The sequence below is a fragment of the Methylobacterium sp. AC690 genome (assembly GCF_979256535.1).
In genome coordinates this window covers 109,859-128,543 of record NZ_CEEDOX010000017.1, presented here as the reverse complement: position 1 = coordinate 128,543, position 18,685 = coordinate 109,859, and the positions used below count along the sequence as shown (strand labels likewise).

The window sequence follows — 18,685 nt, the reverse complement described above, 5'->3', positions numbered from 1 at the left end:
TCCGGCATCGGCACACATGGAACCCCATACCGATCTCTGGCTGGCCGCGAGCATCGTGGCGATTTCGCTCCTGCTCTCGGCCTTCTTCGCGGGTGCCGAGACCGCCTTCACGGCGGCGTCCCGGGCCCGCATGCTGGCCCTGGAGAATGCCGGCGACGCGCGCGCGCGCCTCGTCAACGCCATCCTGGCGAGCCGCGAGCGCTTCATCGGCGCCATGCTCATCGGCTACAACATCGTGGCGATCGGCGCCTCGGCCTTCACCACCAGCGTGCTCACCACCCTCTTCGGCAAGAGTGGCGTCCTCTACGCCACCGGGGTGATGTCGGTCCTGGTCATCATCTTCGCCGAGGTGCTGCCCAAGACCCTCGCGATCAACAAGCCGGACAGCGCCGCCCTGGTCATGGCCCGGCCGGTGGCCTTCGCGGTGGCCCTGCTCGGGCCGGCGGCGCTCGCCATCGAGGCCCTGGTGCGTGGGATGCTCCGGCCCTTCGGCGTCCGGATCGGCGAGCGCCAGACCATTCTGTCGGCCACCGACGAGATCCGCGGCCAGGTCGCCCTCCTGCATCGCGAGGGCGGCGTGGCCAAGGCCGAGCGTGATATGCTCGGCGGTCTCCTCGACCTGTCCGACCTCACCGTCTCGGAAGTGATGGTCCACCGCACCAAGATGCGCACCATCGACGCCGACCTGCCCTCGGAGGAGATCGTGCGCGCGGTGCTGGCCTCGCCCTACACGCGCATGCCCCTCTGGCGCGGCACGACGGAGAACATCGTTGGCGTGCTCCACGCCAAGGATCTCCTGCGGGCGCTGGACGCCGCCGGCGGCGACGCCTCCGGACTCAAGGTCGAGGCCCTGGCGCTGGAGACCTGGTTCGTGCCGGACACCACCTCCCTGCGCGACCAGCTGAAGGCCTTCCTCACCAAGAAGACCCACTTCGCCCTGGTGGTCGACGAGTACGGCGAGGTGATGGGCCTCGTGACCTTGGAAGACATTCTCGAGGAGATCGTGGGCGACATCGCCGACGAGCACGACGTCACCGTGTCCGGGGTTCGGCCCCAGGGCGACGGCTCGGTGCATGCCGACGGGAGCGTGCCGATCCGCGACCTCAACCGGGCGATGGACTGGGACCTGCCGGACGACGAGGCCACCACCATCGCGGGGCTGGTCATCCACGAGGCCCGGGCGATTCCCGATACCGGGACCGCCTTCAACTTCCACGGCTTCCGCTTTCAGGTCCTGCGCAAGGCCCGCAACCGGATCACCGCCCTTCGGATCACCCCCCTTGGTCCCGGTCCGCGCAAGGCGGAGCCGTGACAACCCATCGTCCGTAGAGATTTCGACGGGCCGCGGGTGTCCAGATCTGCGTAACCCTGATCGTTTAGGATGGATTCGGACTCTGGAACGCTGTCCCGTAGAGGCGAGCGGCTTCCGACAATCGAACGCGTGAAGGGGGGGGCGGAACCGATCGATGCTGCTCGATGCCCCGACCCTCCTGCTCGTGACCGTGATCCTGACCTTCATGGTCGGAAGCCTGTTCCTGCTGTCCTGGAGCCAGGCCCGCCACGTCCACGCCCTGGCGATCTGGGGCGTCGCCCACATCACCGGTGCGATGGCCTCGGCCCTGCTGTCCCTGCGCGGGATCATCCCGGACTGGGTCTCGATCGGGGTCGCCAACGGCGTGATGATCGGCGCCTACGGCCTGATCTGGACCGGGACCCGGGCGTTCGAGGGGCGGCGCGCATGCCTCGCGCCGATCACGGTGTCGATCGCGCTCTGGGGGGCGAGCTGCCTGGTCCCGGCGTTCTTCGCCTCGGTTCCCGCCCGGGTGATGTTGGCCTCGAGCCTCGCCGGAGGCTTCTGCCTGCTGGCTGCTCGCGAGATCTGGCGAGCCCGCGCCGAACCCCTGGTGTCGCGCTATCCCGGGGTTGCCCTGTTGCTGCTCTACACCTCGGCCTACTGGATCCGCGTGCCTCTCGCGATCGTCGCGCCGCCGCAGACCATCCCGAATCCGCTGCAGACGCCCTGGCTGACCATCCTGTGCCTTGCCGGCATGCTCTTCACCCTGGCGATCGCCTTCGTGTTCATGTCGCTGACGAAGGAGCGGGCCGAGCGCCTGCAACGGCTCGCCGCCGACACCGACGCGCTGACCGGCATCCTCAGCCGGCGCGCCTTCGTGGCCCAAGCCGAGGCTGCTCTGGCGGAGGGTGGTGCCGTCACCCTGCTCCTGTTCGACCTCGACCATTTCAAGCTTATCAACGACCGGTACGGCCACGCGGTGGGCGATGGCGTCCTCGTCGGATTCTGCCACACCGTGTCGGCGCTGCTGTCGGGTTCCGCGATCTTCGGTCGGATGGGCGGCGAGGAATTCGGCTGCCTCCTGCGCGGACTTGCCCCGGAGGAAGCCTTGGCCCAGGCCGAGTTCCTGCGCCGCGCCGTGGCTCGGATCGCCGTACCGGAACTGCCGCACCTCGCGATCGGCGTCAGCATCGGTCTGGCGGTACCGGAGCAGGGCTCCGATGCCGCGGCGCCGGCACGCCGACTCGATGCCCTGCTCAGCCGCGCGGATGCCGCACTCTATCGGGCCAAGCGCAACGGGCGTGGACGGACCGAGCCCGCCTCGTACCCGCTGCGCCGGGTCGCCTGAGGCAGGTTACGGCGCCTTCTGAGCCGGGGCGGGCGCCACGGCCGGAGCGGCCGCCGTGCGCTCGATCTTGGCCCCCTCCCGCAATTTCAGGATCAGGTCCTGCTGCGCCTTCCGAGTCAGGTACTGGTCCACCTGCTCCTTCATCTCATCGAAGGTCGGGACCGGCTTGGTGCGCTTCTCCTCGAGCTTGATCACGTGCCAGCCGAACTGGGTCTTGACCGGGTCGGAGACCTGCCCCGCATTCATCTTGAAGGCGGCCTCGGCAAAGGGAGCGACCATGCGCTCCTTGGTGAACCAGCCGAGGTCGCCGCCCTCGGTCTTCGAGCCGGGATCCTTCGACACCTCGGCCGCGACGCGGGCAAAATCCTCGCCGCCCTTGATCCGCGCGGCGATCTTCTTGGCCTCGTCCTCGCTCTCCACGAGGATGTGGCGGGCATGCACCTCCTCCTCGGGCTTCATCGCCTTGACGGTCTGGTCGTAGAGGGCCTTGGCGGCTTCCGGCGTCGCCGCCTTCTTGGCCTCGCGCTCCAGGTACTCGTCGAGGAGGAGCTTGTCCTTGAAGTAGGCGAGCTTGCGCTGGAAGTCCGGCGAATCACTGACCTTGGCGGCTTCCGCTGCCTGGGCCCCGACCTTGAGGTCGATCATGTAGTCGACGAGGAGCGACTTCTTCTGGGCGTCGTCGACACCGGGCAGGGAAAGGGCGGGATCCTCGGCCGCGATGGCGAGGTCTCCCGCGGTGATCGGGGCCCCGTTCACCTTCGCCACCACGGTCTCGGGAGCGACCGGGGCCGCAGCCGCCGGCGCCTGAGCCTGTGCCTGTGCCTGTGCCTGGGCCGAGGCCAGAGGCAGGCCGAGTGCCAGAGCAACGGCGCCCGTGCGCAGGAGGCTGGAGCGCGAAAGGGACTTGATCATCGTCATGGAGGCGTCCTTGGGAGCGCCGCCCACGTCCCGGCGCAGGTCCGGTCGGAGGTCGTCGCAGGGGCAGTCGAGAGAGGTGCGGCCGGGGGCCGCGGATTTTCCGCGTCATCAGGTGGCGCGTGCACTCCCCGATGGCAAGCACGGCCGCAGCATCGCGCGGTCGAAATCCCGGCGCACGTGAGGCGCCTTCCCGCTGTCCCTCTCCGTCGCTCCGACCCCTGCGTCGGGCGATCACGATGCGGGGAGATCCCCCGAGCGGCCGGGACGGGCGTGCCCGCATCCTCCGCATGAGGAGGGGGACTCGCGCAGGCGAGGCTTGCGCAGGCGAATCACGCCCCGGATCGAAACGCGGCTCCTCCGCGTTGGCCGGACCAAAGCCGGTTCAGCGCCCCTCCGGGCGTGCCACCGCTCGGCGTTCTCCGTTCGCCCCGCGCTGACCTGGCCTCACCGATACCCCGGTGTGGACGCGGGCCGGCTCTTTCGGATGCGCCGGCCCGTGTTTACCTCTATAAGCCCGGCCAACATTCGCCTTCAGACTTTTCGATCGACCGTAGGTTCACGATGCTCGGTGCCCTCGCCAAGAAGATTTTCGGCTCGTCCAACGACCGGCGCGTGAAGGGCTATCGTCCCCGTGTGGCCGAGATCAACGCCCTGGAGCCGCAGGTCGCCGCGCTCTCGGACGACGACCTGCGGGCCCGGACCACGATGCTGAAGGCCGAGCTCGCCGCCGGCAAGACCCTCGACGACATCCTCGTGCCCGCCTTCGCCACCGTGCGCGAGGCTGCCAAGCGCGTGCTCGGCCAGCGGCACTTCGACGTGCAGCTGATCGGCGGCATGGTGCTGCACGAGAGCGGCATCGCCGAGATGCGCACCGGCGAGGGCAAGACCCTGGTGGCGACCCTGCCGGTGTATCTCAACGCCCTCTCGGGTCTCGGCGTCCACGTCGTCACCGTGAACGATTACCTCGCCGCCCGCGACGCGGAGTGGATGGGGCGGGTCTATCGCTTCCTCGGTCTCACCGTCGGCACCATCGTGCACGGCCTCGACGACGAGCAGCGCAAGACAGCCTACGCCGCCGACATCACCTACGGCACCAACAACGAGTTCGGGTTCGACTACCTGCGCGACAACATGAAGTACGAGCTCAGCCAGCTCTCGCAGCGCGGGCACAACTTCGCGATCGTCGACGAGGTTGACTCGATCCTGATCGACGAGGCCCGGACCCCGCTCATCATCTCCGGCCCGGTCGACGACCGCTCCGAGCTCTACGTCTCGGTGGACGCTCTGATGCCGCATCTGGAACGCGAGCATTACGACCTCGACGAGAAGCAGCGCACGGTCTCGCTGACCGAGAGCGGCAACGAGTTCGTCGAGGACCTCCTGCGCGGCGCGGACCTGCTGAAGGAAGGCGACCTCTACGACGCGCACAACGTCTCCCTGGTTCACCACGTGAACCTGGCGCTGCGTGCCCACACCCTGTTCACCCTGGACAAGGACTACATCGTCAAGAACGACGAGGTGGTGATCATCGACGAGTTCACCGGTCGCATGATGCAGGGCCGGCGCTACTCGGAGGGCCTGCACCAGGCCCTCGAGGCCAAGGAGCGGGTGACGATCCAGCCCGAGAACCAGACCCTGGCCTCGATCACCTTCCAGAACTACTTCCGCCTCTATTCCAAGCTCGCCGGCATGACCGGCACCGCCTCCACCGAAGCGGACGAGTTCGCGGAGATCTACAAGCTCGAAGTCGTCGACATCCCGACCAACAAGGAGGTCGAGCGCGTCGATGAGGACGACGAGGTCTACCGGACGGTGGGCGAGAAGTACGACGGCATCATCGCCGAGATCGAGAAGGCGCATGCGCGCCACCAGCCGATCCTGGTCGGCACCGGCTCGATCGAGAAGTCGCAGCACCTGGCCGAGATGCTGGTCAAGGCGGGCTTCCGCCAGCTCGACTACTCGGATCCCAACGCCCTGACCGACGTCTACGCCGCCGCGCGCGAGGGCCGGGTGACGAAGCGCTTCGCCGTGCTGAACGCCCGCTTCCACGAGCAGGAGGCCTACATCGTCGCCGAGGCCGGCGTGCCCGGCGCCATCACCATCGCGACCAACATGGCCGGCCGCGGCACCGACATCAAGCTCGGCGGCAACGTCGAGATGCGCGTGGAGAAGGAACTCGCGAACCTGCCCGAGGGGCCGGAGCGCGACGCGAAGATCGAGGCCATCAAAGCCGAGATCGCCGAGAACCGCGACAAGGTCCTGGCCTCAGGCGAGCCGGCCGACCCGGCCGCGGGCCGCAAGGTCGCCCTGCCGGGCGGTCTCTACATCATCGGTACCGAGCGCCACGAATCCCGCCGCATCGACAATCAGCTGCGTGGCCGCTCCGGTCGCCAGGGCGATCCGGGCCGCTCGAAGTTTTACCTGTCGCTCCAGGACGACCTGATGCGGATCTTCGGGTCCGACCGCATGGACGGCATGCTGACCCGTCTCGGCCTGGAGCAGGGCGAGGCGATCATCCATCCCTGGATCAACAAGGCGATCGAGAAGGCGCAGCAGAAGGTCGAGGCGCGCAACTTCGACATGCGCAAGAACGTGCTCAAGTACGACAACGTCATGAACGACCAGCGCAAGGTGGTGTTCGAGCAGCGCCGCGACTTCATGGGCCAGGAAAGCGTGCGCGAGACCGTGGACGAGATGCGCCACGGCGTCGTCGACGACCTCGTGGCGGTGCACGTGCCCGAGAACGCCTATGCCGAGCAGTGGGACATCGAGGGCCTGCGCGAGCGGGTCCAGACCGTGCTCAACCTCGACGTTCCGGTGGAGGATTGGGCGAAGGAGGAGGGCATCGCCGACGAGGAGATGCGCGACCGCCTGCGCCAGGCCGCCGACGAGGCCTATGTCCAACGCACGGAGAAGAACACGCCCGAGGTGATGACCTATGTCGAGAAGCAGGTGCTCCTGCAGACCCTCGACCACCTCTGGCGCGAGCACCTCGTCACCCTCGACCACCTGCGCCAAGTGGTGGGCTGGCGCGGCGTCGCTCAGCGCGATCCCCTCAACGAGTACAAGTCCGAAGCGTTCGAACTCTTCAACAGCTTGGTCGCCGCCCTGCGCGAGCAGGTGACGCAGCAGCTCTCGCGCATCGAGATCATGTACGAGGAGCCGCCCGCCGAGGGAGCCGACAACCTGTTCGCTCAGCCCGGCCTGCCGCCGATGTTCGCCCAGCACCTCGATCCGGTCACGGGCGAGAACGAGATGGCCGGCCTCGGGTCCGGCAGCGACGGCGGCGCGGGTCCCGCCTACGGCTACGCCGCGCGCGAGATGGCCACGGACACCGCCGTCCTGGAGCGCAACCCGGACGATTCCGCCACCTGGGGCCGCGTCGGGCGCAACGAGCCGTGCCCCTGCGGCTCGGGCAAGAAGTACAAGCACTGCCACGGGACGCTGACGGCCTGAGCGTGCCGGCGATCGCCTACGGCATCGAGCCGGATCTCGACGCGGCGGAGTTCCGCCGCGTCCTGATCGAGTCGGGACTCGCCATGCGCCGCCCCATCGACGACCTGTCGCGCTTGGCCCGGATGCTGGCGCAGGCCGATCTCGTCGTCACCGCCCGGCGCGACGGCGACCTCGTTGGAATCGCCCGTACGCTCACGGATTTCGCGTTCTGCGCCTATCTCTCTGATCTCGCGGTGAGCCGCTCGGCGCAGGGCCTCAGGATCGGCCGGGGCCTCATCGCCGCCACCCGCGCGGCGGTCGGCCCGCAGGTCTCGCTCCTTCTGACGGCCGCCCCCGGGGCCGTCACCTTCTACGATCAGATTGGGATGCCGCGGGTGGCGGATGCCTTTCGCTACGACCGCGAGGCCTGAACCCGCCGCCTCGAAATCGCCGCCCCTGCCCAGAAACGAACCCATTTGGTGGTCAAGCCATATGGATACGCTTGAGGGAGTGGAGCGAGACGGCATGCAGGAAATCCGATCGGCGACGACGCTGCCTCTACTTGGTCTTCTCCTGGTGACTCCCAGTCTCGGTGGTTGCAATACCTATACGGGTGCACCCACGGTGACAGGTTCGACGCTTGCAGCCAGGCCGGTGTCTGTCACCGATGAGGAGCGCGACTGTCTCGGTCGGGCGATGTACTTTGAATCAAATCGCAGCGACGCCGAAGGCCTGCTCGCCGTCGGCACGGTGGTGATGAACCGGCTGGAGGCCGCCGCCTTCCCGAACGGCGGGATCTGCGCCGTGGTCGGTCAGCCCCGGCAATTCGCCCCCGGCGTCCTGACGAAGACGATGGACGAGAAGAGCCTGCAGAAGGTCGCCGAGGTGACCGATGCCGTCCTCGACGGCCAGCGCCACCCCAAGGTCGGGCGGGCGATGTACTTCCACACGGCCGGCCTGCGCTTCCCCTACAACAACATGCACTACGTGGCGGTGGCCGGGGGCAACGCCTTCTACGAGAAGCGCAAGCCCGGAGCCGTCGAGCAGGCCACGCCGCCCGTGCCCGCCACTGCGCTCGCCTTCGCATCCGCCGAGGCCCCTGCGGCGCCGACGATGCCCGTGGTCGCGGCTCCGGTGACTGCGGAGGCCGCCGCCATCCCCGTCCCGGTCGAGACCGCGCCTGCTCGCACGACGATTCCGGCCGCCTCGGCGCCGGAGCATCATGCGGCCCCGATCCGTACGGCGCGGGCCACCGCCGCCGAGAAGCCCGCGGCGGCCGCCAAGGCACCGATGGCCGCCCGCAGCCGTGTCGCGCTGACGCCGGCCGCCCTGGCGCCGGAGCCGCTGATCCCGCCGCCCGTCCTCAACTTGCCGAGGCCCTGAGCCGACACGAGGAACGCCGCGGCGAACCGCCGACCGGATCCTGACACGCTTCGCGTTCCGGCGGCCCGCGTGCCGCTTTCGGTCGCGGGGACCAGCGGGGCCGCGACCCTATCTGGAAGCGGACCTTCTCCTCACCCGCGGATCACGATGAACGTCCTTCGGCCGGTCGCCCACCTCGCAACGGCATGCATGCGCGCGATCGTCCGCGCTCTCGCCCAGGGCTTCGACGCGCTGACTGGGCCGGTGGGACGCCTGAACGATCGCGTCGAGGCTCACCTCCTCGATCGGACATCCCTGCTCAGGGCCCACTACGCCCGTCCCGGGCATCGGCGCGCCGCGCCGCTGCCCGGCCTCGGCGGACCCATCGATCTGGCGCTGCGTGGCGGAATCCCCGAGACTGCCGCGAGCCGGCCCGCGGGGGCGATGGCGCCGCAACCATCGGCCGTGGCGTGAGTCTGCGGTTGCCCTACAGTCCCGTCTGATCCGCCTGCCGCGGTGCATGCTTCGCCTGGAAGCCGGGAAGCTTGCCTGCCACGGCCTTTCGGACCGGCAGGCCGCCCGGACGCGGTCCTCTATACCGTCACCTGGGTCCCGACCTCGACCACGCGGCCGGTGGGGATCTGGAAGAAGTCCGTGGCGTCGTTGGCGTTCTTGGCCAGGGTGATGAAGATCCGATCCTGCCACAGGGGCATGCCCGAATGGGCGGCCGGGCGGATCGAGCGCCGCGACAGGAAGAACGACGTCGCCATGATGTCGAACTTGAAGCCCTGCTTGCGCAGCAATGTCAGGGTCCGGGGAATGTTCGGCGTTTCCATGTAGCCGAACTTCATCACGACCTTGTGGAAGTGGGGGCCGATCGGCTCGATGTGGATGCGGTCGGCTTCCGCGGCCCGAGGCGTGTCCACGGTCTCCACGGTGAGCACCACGTTCTTCTCGTGCAGCACCTTGTTGTGCTTGAGATTGTGCAGCAGGGCGGCAGGAGCGATGTAAGGGTCGCTCGTGAGGAACACAGCCGTGCCACGGACGTGATGTGGCGGGCTCTTCTCCAGCATGCTGACGAGCTCGGTCAGGGGGACGTCGGTTTTGCGGGTCTTGTTGATCAGGATGCCGACACCGCGCACCCAGGTCCACATCATGACGATCAGGGCGCCCGCGAAGAGCAGGGGCACGTAGCCGCCCTCGAACACCTTCAGCATGTTCGACAGCAGGAACAGGAACTCGACCGCCGCGAAGGGCAGGATCGTGAGCCCGGCGGCCCAGGGCGACCACTTCCAGGTCTTCCACAGGACCAGGAATGCGAGGCTGGCGGTGATCAGCATCGTGCCCGTCACGGCGATGCCGTAGGCCGAGGCCAGGGCCGCCGACGAGCGGAACAGCACAGCCAGGATCACGACCCCGACCAGCAGCAGGGCGTTGATCTGCGGCAGGTAGATCTGGCCCGAATGCGATTCGGAGGTGTGGCGAATCTCGAGGCGCGGCAGCAGACCGAGCTGGATCGCCTGGCGCGACAGGGAGAAGGCGCCGGTGATCACCGCTTGGCTCGCCGTGACCGTTGCGGCGGTGGCGAGCAGCACCATCGGCAGCAGGCCCCATTCGGGCACGAGCTGGAAGAACGGGTCGGTGGTGTCGGGCTTCGACAGCACCAGCGCCGCCTGGCCGAAGTAGTTCAGCACGAGGCAGGGCCCGACGAGGCCGAGCCAGGCGATCTGGATCGGGCGGCGGCCGAAATGCCCGAGATCGGCGAACAGGGCCTCGGCGCCCGTCACCGCGAGGAACACCGCGCCGAGGGCCACCAGGGCTCCCGTGCCGTGCCCGAGGAGATAGTGGACGGCGTAGTACGGGTTGAGGGCCCAGAACACGTCGGTGTTGGCGATGATATGGGGCAGGGCGGCCAGCGCCATCGCGCCGAACCATACCGCCATGATCGGCCCGAAGAAGGCTGCGACCTTGCTCGTGCCCCGGACCTGGATGAGGAACAGCGGCACGATGATCGCGATGGTGATGGGCAGCACGTAGGCGTCGAAGGCGGGCGTGACGAGCTTCAGGCCCTCCACCGCCGAGAGCACCGAGATCGCCGGCGTGATGATGGCGTCGCCGTAGAACAGCGAGGCGCCGAGCAGGCCGAACATGAAGACCACGCGCGAGCCGCCCAGGGCGGTTCGGGCAAGCGCCATCAGCGAGAGGATGCCGCCCTCGCCGTTGTTGTCCATCCGCATCAGGATGACGACGTACTTGATGGTGACGATGAGGACGAGCGCCCATAGGATCAGCGAGGCGACGCCGAGGACCTCCTCGCGCAGCAGGATGCCGTCGGCGCGCGCGGAGACCAGGGCCTCGCGGAAGGCGTAGAGCGGGCTCGTCCCGATGTCGCCGTAGACGACGCCGATGGAGCCGAGGACCAGGGTCCAGAGGCTCGCCGGCGCATGCGCACGCGCGGTCTCGGCGGCCCCATCGGCCACGGGAGGCGGGCTGCCGGCTCCCTCGGATTTGGCAGCGGGCGCGCTCGAAGGGGCGGTCTGCGTCATTCGGCTCGATCGAGGCTCGTTGCGAGCCCAACGTCTCGCGGCGCGGTTTCAGACCGCGCGCGGGAACGCCGGGGCCGGTCCCGACGGTGTCGGGCGGCGGGGGACGGTTGCGTTCACGCTATCATGCGGCGCAGCACGCGAGAACGGTAACCTCATCGAAGGTCGCCGTTCCGTTGCAGCGGCTCACGCCGTCGTGAGCCGGTCGCTACTCGGCGGCCGTGCGGGCACCGGAGCCGAAGCGGCGCTCGATGTAGTCGGTGACCACGGTCTCGAAATCCTTGGCGAGGGTCGGCCCGCGCAGGGTCATGGCCTTCTTGCCATCGATGAAGACCGGCGCGGTCGGGGTCTCGCCGGTTCCCGGTAGCGAGATGCCGATGTCGGCATGCTTCGATTCGCCGGGGCCGTTCACGATACAGCCCATGACAGCCACGTTGAGGCCCTCGACGCCCGGATAGGACTTCTTCCATTCCGGCATCGAGGTGACGATCCAACTCTGGATGTCGCGGGCGAGCTCCTGGAACGTGGTCGAGGTGGTACGGCCGCAGCCCGGGCAGGCGGCGACGAGGGGCACGAAGGTGCGGAAGCCCATGGTCTGCAGGAGTTCCTGCGCGGCCTTCACCTCCACGGTGCGATCGCCGCCCGGCTCGGGGGTCAGGGAGTAGCGGATCGTGTCGCCGATGCCTTCCTGGAGCAGCACGCCGATGGCGGCGGAAGCGGCCACGAGGCCCTTCGAGCCCATGCCCGCCTCGGTGAGGCCGAGATGGATGGCGAAGTCCGAGCGCCGCGCCACCTCGCGGTAGACCGCGATCAGGTCCTGCACCGCCGAGACCTTGGCCGAGAGGATGATCTTGTCCTTGGACAGGCCGAGCTCGACGGCGCGCTCGGCCGAGGTGAGGGCCGATTGCACCATGGCCTCGCGCATCACCGCGCGGGCATCGATCGGACGAGGCGAGCGGGCGTTCTCGTCCATCAGGTGAGTGAGGAGGGCCTCGTCGAGGGAGCCCCAGTTCGCCCCGATACGCACGGTCTTGTTGTAGCGGATCGCCTGCTCGATGATGGTCGAGAACTGCGTGTCCTTCTTCTCCTTGAAGCCGACGTTGCCCGGGTTGATCCGGTACTTGGCCAGGGCCTCGGCGCAGGCCGGATGGTCAGACAGGAGCTTGTGGCCGATGTAGTGGAAGTCCCCCACCAGCGGCACGTGCACGCCGATGCGGTCCAGGCGCTCGCGGATCTTCGGCACGGCGGCGGCCGCCTCGTCCCGGTCGACGGTGATGCGCACGAGCTCCGAGCCCGCGCGGGCGAGCTGGGCCACCTGGGCCACGGTGCCGTCGATGTCGGCGGTGTCGGTGTTGGTCATCGACTGGACGACGATCGGTGCGCCGCCTCCCACCGTGACCGCGCCCTCGCCGGATCCGATGGTGACGCCGACCGTGCGGTGCCGTGGGCTCGGGCCTGCGATCTCGGGGCCGGTGCCGCTGATCGGATTGACGGGGGTCGCGTCCATGATGTCCATCGTTGACTGTGCGCTCCGAGGAACGTCCGCCGGCGCGCGGGAGCCGCCGACCGGACGGGTCCGGACCGGGGCGGCGTTCCGATGCCGCAAACTCTACGCCCTCGATCGTTTAGCTGAGATGACGGCGGGCGGGCGTCAAGTCTGCTGCGTCACCGGGCATTCCGACGGCACAGCAAACACGCTGATCGTATTCGGCTTCTCCCATGTCCCATCCGGGCGGCGATGTCGAGTTTCGGGACCGATCCGGGTGGCAGGGCTGCGTCGCGGACAGGGAACCGCTGCATCTTCCCGCCTGTTTGTGGCCTTGCGGCATCATATATTGCGCTGCAGCATAAATTTTGGGAGATCCGCATGCTTGATCCGCATCAGGAGCCGACGGTCGATTCGCTCATCGACGTTCCGGTCGAACGGGACCTGCGGATGCAGCCCGCCACCAAGACCCGCGTGATGGCCGGTCCGCGTGCGGAGAAGACCGTGGCCCTCGCTCTTCAGGGCGGCGGCGCACACGGCGCCTTCACCTGGGGCGTGCTCGATGCGCTGATCGAGGACGGACGCCTCGGTTTCGAGGCGATCACCGGGGCAAGTGCCGGTGCGATGAACGCCGTCGTGATGGTCGACGGCTGGCTCGAGGACGGGCCCGAGGGCGCTCGCCGGGCCCTGGAGCGATTCTGGCGCGAGGTCAGCCTCGATGGCGACTTCTGGCCGGCCCAGCGCCGCGCCTTCAGCGGCCTGTTCGAGTTCTGGTCGAACAATCCGATCGCGGAGTTCTGGAGCCGGGCCCTGAAGACCAGCCCCTACACGTCGAACCCGCTGAACTACAATCCGCTCCGCAAGGTGCTGGCGGCCCAGGTGGATTTCGAACGCCTGCGCGCCGCCGAGACGGCGGCGGTCTTCGTCTCGGCCACCAATGTCTGGACGGGCAAGCTCGCGGTGTTCGAGCGCGAGGCGCTGAACGTCGATCACCTCATGGCCTCCGCCTGCCTGCCGACCGTGTTCCAGGCAGTGGAGATCGACGGCGTGCCCTACTGGGATGGCGGCTATCTCGGCAACCCGCCGCTCTATCCCCTCTATCGGGGGGCCGAGACCCGCGACATCGTCCTGGTGCAGATCAACCCGGTGGAGCGCCGCGAGACCCCGCGCACCCCGCAGGAGATCCAGGATCGGCTCAACGAAATTACCTTCAACGCCAACCTGATGCGCGAGCTGCGCGCGATCGACTTCGTCGACCACCTCATTGCCGAGGGCGTGCTCGGCCGAGGCGAGTACCAGTCGCAGTACGTCCACCGCATCGACGGCACGGGGGCCCTCGACGAGTATCAGGCCTCGTCGCGCCTCGATGCCCGCTGGCGGGTGTTCGAGCGTCTGCGGGACAAGGGTCGTGGCGCGGCGCAGGCCTGGATCGCCGAGAATTACGAACAGATCGGCCGAACCTGCACCCTCGATCTGGAGGCGACCTACCGCTGATGCGCTTGCGCACACCGCAGCTGGATTAAGAGCAGCGGCTCATGCGTTGATGCTCTTATGACGACCGAACCGAACCGGCCCGGCCCCACCGCCATCGTCGACCTGCTCGTGCCCCTCCGGCGCTACGCGCGGGCCCTGACGCGCGATACGCTGCGGGCCGATGACCTCGTACACGATGCTCTGGTGCGGGCCCTGGAATCGGGCCAGGCGGCGCGGCCGAACACCAACCTGCGCACCTGGATGATGACGGTGCTGCACAACGTCTTCATCGACGAGCAGCGCCGGAAGCGGGTCGAGGCCCGCCACGCCGACACGCTCGTGCAGATGAGCGAGGAGATGGCGCCCCCGGCCCAGGAGGCCCAGGTACGCCTCGCGCAGATCCGGCGCGCCTTCCTCACGCTGCCGGAAGAGCAGCGCGCCGCCCTCCACCTCGTCACCCTGGAAGGCATGGCCTATGCGGATGCGGCGGCCGTCCTCGGCATTCCCATCGGCACGCTGATGTCGCGCCTCGGTCGGGGCCGCGCCGCCCTGCGCGCCTTCGAGGAAGGCGAGCGCCAGGGGAGCGGTGTGGCCGAACGGCGCCAGCGCCTCGCGGCAGAGCGGCCACGCTTGCGCCTGGTCGCCCAGGGCGACGATGACGCCTCGCTCCGAACAGGCCGCGCCGTCGGCGACACCTGAGACGTTTTTGAAGACCAGGACGGAGCGCCATCCCCAGGCCGATCCGTCCTCAGCGCGGCCGGGACTCCTTGTCCGGGGACGCGCCCCCTGTATCCGACCGGAGCCGACGCCATGGACCAGACCGCGATGATCGATCCGATCACAGAGAATGACCTCACCGCCTTCGTGGATGGCCAGCTCGACGGGATGCGCCGCCTCGACGTGGAGGCCCACTTGGCGCGCAACCCCGAGACCGCCGCGCAGATCATGGCCGAACTGCATGACCGTGACGCGCTCCGGCAGGCCTTCGCGATCCATCCCGGCTCCGGACCCGAGCGTAACCGGGCGGCTGCACGGCGCCTGGACCGGACCTTGGCCTGGCGCCGGTTCGGCGACCGCCTGCGCCGTGCCGCGGTGATCGCGCTCCTTGTCGGCACCGGCTGGCTGGCCCATTCCGACGGGCCTTTCCTCGGCGTGCCCGACACGTTCGCTTCCCCCGTCGATCCGGCCCTGGTGGCCGATGCCCGCCATGCCCGCGAGGCGGCCCAGGTTCGCGCCCGCATCGCGGCGCAACGGGGCGATCAGGCTCAGGCCTATGACCGCGCCGGCATCGCCGTCGCCACCGGCATCGCGCTGCCTGACCTTCCGGCGGACTGGACGGTGCGCGACGTGCAGATCGTGCCGGCCCGCAACGGCACGGGCATCGAGGTGATGATCGACGCCGGCACGCTCGGCGAGCTCTCCCTGTTCGCCACCCGCAGCCTCGACGGCCACGTCGCCCCGAGCGAAGTGACGCGTCCCGGCGACGGCGAGACGGCCTACTGGACCGCCGGCCACTCGGCCTACGCCCTCAGCGGAGGCCGCGACCATGCCGGCCTCGAATCTGCGGCGCGCAGTCTCGCCGGCCGGTCCGCGACGAAGCTCTGAGCGATCGTCGCGCTGGTCCGGCGCCGGCATCGTCCGGCGCCTCGACCTCCTGGTCGATGCAGGACGGCCAAGCCTGATCGTTCCCTCGTCCAGCATTTTCCGAGGGTCTGAAGGAAACATCCAAGGCGATTTCGTCAGCGTTCAGACGAACCGTGCCATAGGCCTGTTGTATAGAAGCCCTATACTCCAATGGCACCTGCTCTGTGCTGACCTCTGACGTCGAGACGCCGATGGCCCGCCTGTTCCAGACACTGATGTTCCTCGTTGCCCTACCGGCAGGGATCGCTCCGATCTCGGTTCTGGCGGAGGAGACTGTGCAGAAACCGACCTCGTCCCCCGCCGTCGGTGCCACGCCCCTGACACCCGGCAAGGCAGCCCGGGTCCCCTACCTGTCCGACGCGCAGGCGCCCGACACCGTGGCGATCCTCGGGGCCCCGCCACGGGGTCAGTCGGCAGCCGAGGCGGCGGACAAGGCCGCGTTCGTCGCCACCCGGTCCCTCAAGGGAACGCCGCGCTGGACCCTGGCTACTACCGATGTCGCCGATGGTGCCTCGGCGATCCTCGACGATTTCGCCTGCGTCATCGGCCAGCGCATCGAGCAATCTCGGGCGCCTGCCCTGATGACCCTTCTGGAACGCGCGCGTCTCGACATTGCTCAGGCCACGCGCGGTCCGAAGATGCATTACCGCCGCTTGCGTCCCTTCGTCGGCAACGATGCGGAGATCTGCGTCGTGCGGACCTCTGAGCTGGGCAATGCCTTCAGCTTCCCCTCGAGCCATGCGACCCAGGCCTGGACCTACGCAGCGATCATGGCGGCGCTGATGCCGGAGAAGACGACGCAGTTCTTCGTCCGTGCCCGCTCGTACGGCGAGAGCCGTGTCGTCTGCGGTTTGCATTGGGCCAGCGATATCGAGGCCGGGCGCACGGCTGCCAGCGCCGTCTTTGCCGCCTTGCAGGGCGATGCCGGCTTCCGAGCCGACCTCGACAAAGCGCGCATCGAGCTCGGCAAGCTTAGGACGGCCGGTGGTCAGGCTCCCGACCAAGCCGTCTGCGCCCGTGAGGAGGCCGCAGCCCGCGAGCCGATCCTGTAGGCAGTCCCTTCGCCACTACGTTCAGTCCTTCCACCGGACGGGTCAGCCTCACGGCGTCCTGCGCTGGCCCCGACATCGAGGGAGGAGACTGGTCTCCTGGGAGAAGCGTGTGATCCACCTTTGAGGAACGGCCTTTCCGGCGACCCGCCAAACGCCTGCGGCAACGAAGAAGTCGCGGTCCGGCCGATCGCCCGGTCGGACCGCGCCGAGAGTTTTCCCGTGAAACGTTAACGATGTTTCCTCAGGATTTCGTCACCGTTCCGGTCTGGGTACGCCTGCGGCGCCGGGCCAGCATGTTCAGCCCCTCGACGCCCGCCGAGAAAGCCATGGCGGTGTAGATGTAGCCCTTCGGCACGTGAGCACCGAAGCCCTCGGCGATCAGCGTCATGCCGATCATGATGAGGAAGCCCAGCGCCAGCATCACCACCGTTGGGTTGACGGCGATGAACCGCGACAGTGGATCGGCGGCCAGCAGCATCACGGTCACGGCGGTGACGACGGCGATCACCATGATGGGCACGTGCTCCGTCATGCCGACCGCCGTGATGATGCTGTCGATGGAGAAGACGAGGTCGAGGACGAGGATCTGGCCGATAGCCGCGGCGAAGCCGAGCCGCACGGCGCTGCTCCCGGGCGTTTCCGGCTCCGGATCGACGGTGTGGTGGATCTCCTTCGTAGCCTTCCACAGCAGGAAGAGGCCACCGGCGATGAGAATGAGATCGCGCCAGGAGAAGCCCTTGCCGAACACCTCGAAGACCGGCTGCGTCAGGGCGACGATGTACGCGATGGTGGCGAGGAGGCCGAGGCGCAGGATCAGCGCGAGGCCGATGCCGATGCGTCGCGCCTTCTGCTGGTGCTCGGGCGGAAGCTTGTTGGTCAGGATCGAGATGAAGATGAGGTTGTCGATGCCGAGCACGACCTCCATCACCACCAGGGTGGCGAGGGCCGCCCAGGCGGTCGGGTCGCTGGCGAGTTGAAGCAGGCTGTCCACGGTGGCCTCGTCGAGTCAGTCAGGGCCGCTCCCCCGAACGGCGTCGCGTCGTGAGCGGGGATGAAGAGGGACGGGGCCGGTCCCGGCCCCGGATTCGGCTCGGTCAGGCCGTCAGGCCGGGGCTGCTCGCCACAACACCCGGCCGGTCGGCCGGCGCCGGGCTGAAGATCCGCACCGCCTTCGGCACGACCTTGAAATGGGCCGGCGTGTAGGTCGACAATTCGCCGTCGGTGTTCACGGGGCGCGGCTTCTTGGTCTTCACCACGATCTCGGTGGTGCTGAAGGCTCGCACGTCGGCCGCCTTGCCCTGGGTGCCTCTGCGCAGGGACGGCAGGAGCATCAGCAGCCGCCACCAATGGGCGACCTCTAGGCTGTAGAAGTCGAGCTTGCCGTCATCGACGGTGGCCGTCTCCTCCACGGTCATGCCACCGCCGTAGTGACGCCCATTGCCCACCGAGACCTGGATGGTGCGTACCGTTTCGGTCTGACCATCATGCTCGATGTAGACGGTGAAGGGCCGCATTCGCCGCAGCACGCGAACCGCCGCGATGCCGTAGCCGAGGGTGCCCCAAGTCTTCTTCGATTCTGCCGTGAGGTCGCCGGCCAGATCCGCCGAGAAGCCGATGCTGGCGACGTTGAAGTAGTAGTGTCCGTTGACACAGCCGAGATCGGCCGGACGCGCCTCCGCGCTGGTGATGAGGCGAGCGGCCTCCACCGGGTCGACCGGGAGGCCGAGGGAGCGGGCGAGGTCGTTCGCCGTGCCGAGGGGCAGGATGCCCAGGGGCAATCCTGTCTCGACCAAAGCAGGGGCGGCTGCGTTGAGGGTGCCGTCGCCGCCGCCGAGGATGACGAGATCGCAACCCTGCGCGTGGCGCTTGATGACGGCAGTGCAGTCGGCGTCACCTGGCGGCTCGAAGGGTTCGATCCCCCCGGCACGCAGGACGTCACGAACCTCGTCGAGGGAGAAGCTGCCGTTGCGGGCCTTCGGATTGACGAGGAGGAGCGCCTTGCGGGAACGCGCGCTCATCGGAAGCCTCCGATTCGGCGCGCATCAGGCTGGCGATGAGAGAACGGGAGACAACGAGGGACCATGAGGTTCGACACCCTCCGGTGCGTTCGCGCCGCGTCAGCGCAAAAGC

The 18,685-nt window shown here is 68.4% G+C and carries 15 protein-coding genes; 10 read left to right on the top strand and 5 right to left on the bottom strand.

Annotated elements, in window-relative coordinates:
* Positions 1 to 16 precede the first annotated feature (16 nt).
* Together AC0IY1_RS19760 and AC0IY1_RS19755 are read left to right on the top strand one after the other, a co-directional pair.
* Positions 17 to 1,312 (top strand): HlyC/CorC family transporter, encoded by a 1,296-nt coding sequence (locus tag AC0IY1_RS19760; RefSeq protein ID WP_055946772.1) that lies wholly within the window; start codon positions 17 to 19, stop codon positions 1,310 to 1,312.
* Positions 1,313 to 1,466: 154 nt separating this feature from the next.
* A complete protein-coding gene (locus tag AC0IY1_RS19755; protein ID WP_471771738.1) occupies positions 1,467 to 2,642 on the top strand; it encodes a GGDEF domain-containing protein in 1,176 nt (391 codons plus the stop codon).
* A 6-nt stretch (positions 2,643 to 2,648) separates the two neighbouring features.
* On the opposite strand, the gene AC0IY1_RS19750 is transcribed toward AC0IY1_RS19755, so the two are convergent.
* Positions 2,649 to 3,560, bottom strand: a complete 912-nt coding sequence (locus tag AC0IY1_RS19750) for a peptidylprolyl isomerase (protein WP_471771736.1) — start codon at positions 3,558 to 3,560, stop codon at positions 2,649 to 2,651.
* A 561-nt stretch (positions 3,561 to 4,121) separates the two neighbouring features.
* On the opposite strand from AC0IY1_RS19750, the gene secA reads away from it, so the two are divergent.
* The 4 genes from secA (at position 4,122) to AC0IY1_RS19730 (ending at position 8,831) form a co-directional block, all read left to right on the top strand.
* Positions 4,122 to 7,016 (top strand): preprotein translocase subunit SecA, encoded by a 2,895-nt coding sequence (secA, locus tag AC0IY1_RS19745; protein ID WP_103708146.1) that lies wholly within the window; start codon positions 4,122 to 4,124, stop codon positions 7,014 to 7,016.
* On the top strand, positions 7,013 to 7,426 hold the full coding sequence (locus tag AC0IY1_RS19740; protein WP_471771760.1) for a GNAT family N-acetyltransferase: 414 nt from the start codon (positions 7,013 to 7,015) through the stop codon (positions 7,424 to 7,426). The genes secA and AC0IY1_RS19740 overlap by 4 nt, the downstream gene beginning before the upstream one ends.
* Positions 7,427 to 7,691: 265 nt before the next feature.
* Positions 7,692 to 8,378: a cell wall hydrolase gene (locus AC0IY1_RS19735; RefSeq protein ID WP_471771734.1), complete on the top strand. Its 687-nt coding sequence runs from the start codon at positions 7,692 to 7,694 to the stop codon at positions 8,376 to 8,378.
* A 189-nt stretch (positions 8,379 to 8,567) separates the two neighbouring features.
* Positions 8,568 to 8,831 (top strand): hypothetical protein, encoded by a 264-nt coding sequence (locus AC0IY1_RS19730; RefSeq protein ID WP_471771732.1) that lies wholly within the window; start codon positions 8,568 to 8,570, stop codon positions 8,829 to 8,831.
* Positions 8,832 to 8,950: 119 nt separating this feature from the next.
* Here the strand turns inward: AC0IY1_RS19730 and AC0IY1_RS19725 are convergent, their stop codons facing one another.
* Together AC0IY1_RS19725 and ispG are read right to left on the bottom strand one after the other, a co-directional pair.
* On the bottom strand, positions 8,951 to 10,903 hold the full coding sequence (locus AC0IY1_RS19725) for a potassium transporter Kup (protein ID WP_471771730.1): 1,953 nt from the start codon (positions 10,901 to 10,903) through the stop codon (positions 8,951 to 8,953).
* Between the two features lie 205 nt (positions 10,904 to 11,108).
* Complete coding sequence (gene ispG / locus AC0IY1_RS19720) at positions 11,109 to 12,416, bottom strand: flavodoxin-dependent (E)-4-hydroxy-3-methylbut-2-enyl-diphosphate synthase (protein ID WP_055946787.1); 1,308 nt, start codon at positions 12,414 to 12,416, stop codon at positions 11,109 to 11,111.
* Between the two features lie 351 nt (positions 12,417 to 12,767).
* Here ispG and AC0IY1_RS19715 point away from each other — a divergent pair, with 351 nt between their 5' ends.
* The 4 genes from AC0IY1_RS19715 to AC0IY1_RS19700 all read left to right on the top strand — a co-directional run bounded on the left by AC0IY1_RS19715 (position 12,768) and on the right by AC0IY1_RS19700 (position 16,555).
* On the top strand, positions 12,768 to 13,880 hold the full coding sequence (locus AC0IY1_RS19715; RefSeq protein ID WP_471771728.1) for a patatin-like phospholipase family protein: 1,113 nt from the start codon (positions 12,768 to 12,770) through the stop codon (positions 13,878 to 13,880).
* A 57-nt stretch (positions 13,881 to 13,937) separates the two neighbouring features.
* A complete protein-coding gene (locus AC0IY1_RS19710; RefSeq protein WP_103708150.1) occupies positions 13,938 to 14,558 on the top strand; it encodes a sigma-70 family RNA polymerase sigma factor in 621 nt (206 codons plus the stop codon).
* A 111-nt stretch (positions 14,559 to 14,669) separates the two neighbouring features.
* Entirely contained in the window at positions 14,670 to 15,464 is a 795-nt protein-coding gene (locus AC0IY1_RS19705; protein WP_471771726.1) for an anti-sigma factor family protein, read from the top strand.
* A 230-nt stretch (positions 15,465 to 15,694) separates the two neighbouring features.
* A complete protein-coding gene (locus AC0IY1_RS19700) occupies positions 15,695 to 16,555 on the top strand; it encodes an acid phosphatase (protein ID WP_471771724.1) in 861 nt (286 codons plus the stop codon).
* Positions 16,556 to 16,796: 241 nt separating this feature from the next.
* On the opposite strand, the gene AC0IY1_RS19695 is transcribed toward AC0IY1_RS19700, so the two are convergent.
* Together AC0IY1_RS19695 and AC0IY1_RS19690 are read right to left on the bottom strand one after the other, a co-directional pair.
* Positions 16,797 to 17,546, bottom strand: a complete 750-nt coding sequence (locus AC0IY1_RS19695) for a TerC family protein (protein WP_103708152.1) — start codon at positions 17,544 to 17,546, stop codon at positions 16,797 to 16,799.
* A gap of 103 nt (positions 17,547 to 17,649) precedes the next feature.
* On the bottom strand, positions 17,650 to 18,573 hold the full coding sequence (locus AC0IY1_RS19690; protein ID WP_471771722.1) for a lipid kinase: 924 nt from the start codon (positions 18,571 to 18,573) through the stop codon (positions 17,650 to 17,652).
* Between the last annotated feature and the right edge of the window lie 112 nt (positions 18,574 to 18,685).